Raw genomic sequence first — 749 nt, forward strand, 5'->3', positions numbered from 1 at the left:
TGACTCGGCTCGCTATTGTGAGAATGCTTATTTCATCAAACAGCGTGAAGAAGGCTACGCTGACAAGTCGATTTTGGAAATCATTCGTGAAATGTATCAATACGGCGATATGCTCACGATGTCTGCCAAGAAAGATCCAATGGTGAACATTGGTGGCATGTGCTGTATTCGTGATCATCAAGAGTTGTTCCAAGCGGTGCAAACGCGCTGCGTTCCTATGGAAGGTTTTGTCACTTATGGTGGCATGGCTGGGCGCGATATGGAGGCTTTAGCCCGTGGCTTGTATGAGGGCGCGGATGAAGACTTCCTGCATTATCGAATCAGTCAGGTGCAATACTTGGGCGAGCGTCTACGGGAGGGGGGAATTCCAATCCAATATCCAACTGGTGGCCATGCGGTGTTTGTTGATGCGGCGAAAATATTGCCGCACATTCCAGCCGATCAGTTCCCAGCACAAGCCTTGTGTAATGCGTTGTATCTGGAGGCTGGGATTCGAGCTGTTGAGATTGGCTCATTGTTGCTCGGACGTGACCCTGAAACGGGTGAACAGAAAGCCTCTGAGCTTGAATTAATGCGCTTAACGATTCCACGTCGAGTCTATACTAATGACCACATGGACTATATCGCGGATGCGTTGATCGAGTTGAAGAACCGAGCTCATGAATTGAAAGGTTTGACGTTCGAATATGAGCCTCCGGTTTTACGTCACTTTACGGCTCGCTTCCGTGAAATTGATTAATCTGAAGTAG

General features: G+C 48.3%; 1 protein-coding gene. It reads left to right on the top strand.

The features are described 5' to 3' along the window. Positions 1 to 739: tryptophanase (locus R7E78_RS26280; RefSeq protein WP_318058629.1), on the top strand; the 739-nt coding region annotated here is incomplete at its 5' end. Positions 740 to 749 lie beyond the last annotated feature (10 nt).

This window comes from Vibrio sp. YT-19(2023), from assembly GCF_033337395.1.